The organism is Lacisediminihabitans sp. (assembly GCF_036404185.1).
GTDB lineage: Bacteria > Actinomycetota > Actinomycetes > Actinomycetales > Microbacteriaceae > Lacisediminihabitans.
In genome coordinates this window covers 1-2,971 of record NZ_DASWPB010000132.1, presented here as the reverse complement: position 1 = coordinate 2,971, position 2,971 = coordinate 1, and the positions used below count along the sequence as shown (strand labels likewise).

Here is a 2,971-nt window from a genome sequence, read left to right as displayed (position 1 = left end):
AATGATCGTGTTGTTCATGAGATCGACCTCTCATTCCCCTGAGCACGTCTCTGTACTCGACTCGAGGTTGGCAGATCGTCGGGCCGGTCATCGGGCCGAAGGTCCCACGAATCAACATCGCCACGCGCCGCCGGGGGACGGTCGCATGCCCCCGCCGAGCATCCGTTTCCGCCCTCGTGCGGCCGGCTGACGAGCCATTAAATGGAATCTAACTTCCGTTTAAGCGTACGATAAGGAATACAGGTTCCGTTTCAGTTGCGGGGCCGATCCTGAATGGAGCATCCATGCGTACCACCATCGGCTGGCAAAGCCTCGACGGGTCCACCGACCTGCGCCGCGTCTCGATCGAGCGGAGGGAGCTGCGCGACGACGACATCGCGGTGCGCATCGACTTCTGCGGGGTCTGCCACAGCGATCTGCACCGCATTCACGGCCTCCTGGGGGAGACGGGCCTGGTCCCCGGCCACGAGGCGACCGGGACGGTGACGGCCGTCGGCGGCTCGGTGGCCGGTTTCGCGGTGGGGGAGCGGGTCGCGATCGGCACGATCATCGACTCCTGCGGTGTGTGCCCGATGTGCCTCATCGGTCAGGAGAACTACTGCTACGAGGGTGCGCTGACCACCTACGGCGGTGCCGCCCAGACCAAGGGTGCCTACAGCCGCGAGTACGTGCTGCGCGAGAAGTTCGCCTTCCATCTCCCCGACGGCCTCGACCCCGCCGCCGCCTCGCCGCTGCTGTGTGCGGGCATCAGCGTGTGGGAGCCCCTGCGTGCCGCGGGAGTCGGTCAGGGCACGCGTCTCGCCGTCGTGGGGCTCGGCGGCCTCGGCCACCTCGCGGTGAAGCTCGCCGCCGCCCTGGGCGCGGAGGTCACGGTGCTGAGCCGCACCGCGGACAAGGCGGGCGACGCACGCCGGCTCGGTGCGACGGAACTGCTGCTCACCACGGACCCAGCGCAGACCGAGCCGGCCCGCGGCCGTTTCGACGTGATCATCGACACCGTCTCCGTCGATCACGACCTCGCTCCGCTGCTGCGGATGACGGCCCTGGACGGCACGCTCTGCGTGGTCGGCAACCCCCTGATGGCGGGGCCGCGCATCCTCGAGCTCGCCCAGGGGCGCAAGAATCTGACGGGCTCCGGCACCGGCGGTCTGCGCCAGACGGCCGAGATGCTCGAGTTCTGTGCGGAGCACGGGATCACCGCGGACGTCGAGGTGCTGCCCTCGAGCCGGGTCGCGGAGGCGCTCGAGCGCCTCGAACGGGGCGACGTCCACTACCGCTTCGTGCTCGACATGTCCGACCTCGATCGGTCGGCGGCCTGATGGACGCTCCCGTCGAATAGCCTGGTACCCATGCCGATTGGCCAGAGATCCGGAGCGACGACGGGACGCGCGCCCCGCCGCGATGCGGTCCGCAACGACAGGCTGGTCCTCGAGGCCGCTCTCGCCGTCTTCGGTGAGAGCGGCCCGCAGGCCAGCATGGAGGACATCGCCGCGCGGGCGGGCGTGGGCGTCGGCACGATCTACCGGCGGTTCCCGAGCAAGGACGCGCTGCTGGACGAACTCGCCGCCCGGATCGCCGAGGAGATGGAACGAGCCATCGCGGAGGCCATCGACGACGACGACCCGGGCCGTGGGTTGCGGACCTTCCTCGAGTTCGTGGGCGACTTCGATGTCGCCAAGAGGCGCTTCTCTCCCGTGCTGATCGATCGTGTGGGCGATCAGGGCGTCTCCGAGGCCATGGCGGACATGGTCGGGACGCTGACGGCGCGGGCGATCGGGGCGGGCGCGCTGTCCGCCGACGTCCGATCGGAGGACATCCTCGCCCTGGTCAAGGCGTTGCGCGGGGTCATCACGGCGACCGAGGGCGACGACGACGCGTGGCGGCGGTTCCTTCGCATCCACCTCGACGGCCTCCGCGTCCGGCGTTAGCCGTCGGGCCGGATCCGTCAGCCGTCCTGCCGGATCCTCGTCAGCCAGTCGGCGATCAGGGCGGAGCACAGGCCGGCCTGCTCGAAGAGGATGTTGTGACCGGCCGCGTCGAGAGCGGCGAACGATGCGCGCGGATAGTGACCGATTCTGCTCCAGGCGTCGGAGTAGCCGACGACGTCGTCCTGCCGCCCCGTGATGTGCAGGGTCGGCTGCATGAAGGGCTCCGGGTGCGCGTCCTCGGGCTCACGATCGAGCGAGTAGCTCTCCGCGATGCGATCCAGCGCCTGGCCGTCGGCACCGTCGAGGCCGGGCACGACGTACTGCAGGAACGCCCGTGCGTCGTCCGCCGATTCCACCACGGCCTCCTCCCGGTACTGTTCGAGTGCCGCTCCGAGGAGCGGCACGACTCCCGGTTCCCGTTTCAACACGGTTCGGGGCGGTACGGTCCGCTTGTCGTGCGCGGCGACGAAGACGCCGGCCACGGTGGCGAGTCCGAGAACCTGAGAACGGAGCTCGTGGGCGACGTAGCGGGCGATCATCCCGCCGAACGAGTTGCCGAGGACCGCGAACCGGCCGTCGCCCACTCGCGCCAGGATCGCGTCGATCACCGCATCCGCGACCGCCTGCGAGCCTTCTATCCCGGTCGCCGGCGACCCGGTCGCGCCGGGCAGGTCGAGGTAGATTCGCCGCCATCGCCCCGAGCGCTCGAACGTCGGCTCCAGCGGGAGCAGGCTTCGATGATCCAGGCCGAATCCGTGGAGGAGCACTATCGGGGTGCCGGAACCTCTCTCATGAGCAAACACGTAGCGAGACTAGAGGAGGGCGGTGACACGCGCCCACGGTTTGGCTATCCACCGATTCCCTTCTGCGTCCGTCCATCGGCTTTCACCAAAGCGCCTCATCTAGTGGGGACCCAGACGGCCGGCCTTGACGAGTAGCTCAAGGTTTCGTTGACCCCGCGCCCGTTGAGGCGGGCTCAACGCCGACCAGCTCTGGCACGTCACATTCGACAGTTCCGCAGCGATCACCCGCAGTCGCTTTCG

The 2,971-nt window shown here is 68.8% G+C and carries 3 protein-coding genes; 2 read left to right on the top strand and 1 reads right to left on the bottom strand.

The annotated features are described in order from the left end of the window. The first annotated feature begins 284 nt into the window (after nt 1-284). Nucleotides 285-1,319, top strand: coding sequence for an NAD(P)-dependent alcohol dehydrogenase (locus VGC18_RS09665; RefSeq protein WP_331096711.1), 1,035 nt, complete (start codon nt 285-287; stop codon nt 1,317-1,319). Nucleotides 1,320-1,349: 30 nt separating this feature from the next. Further along, nucleotides 1,350-1,928, top strand: a complete 579-nt coding sequence (locus VGC18_RS09660) for a helix-turn-helix domain-containing protein (RefSeq protein ID WP_331096709.1) — start codon at nt 1,350-1,352, stop codon at nt 1,926-1,928. Nucleotides 1,929-1,945: 17 nt separating this feature from the next. Here VGC18_RS09660 and VGC18_RS09655 read toward each other — a convergent pair whose 3' ends face one another. Continuing rightward, entirely contained in the window at nt 1,946-2,695 is a 750-nt protein-coding gene (locus tag VGC18_RS09655) for an alpha/beta hydrolase (protein ID WP_331096707.1), read from the bottom strand. Nucleotides 2,696-2,971: the final 276 nt, after the last annotated feature.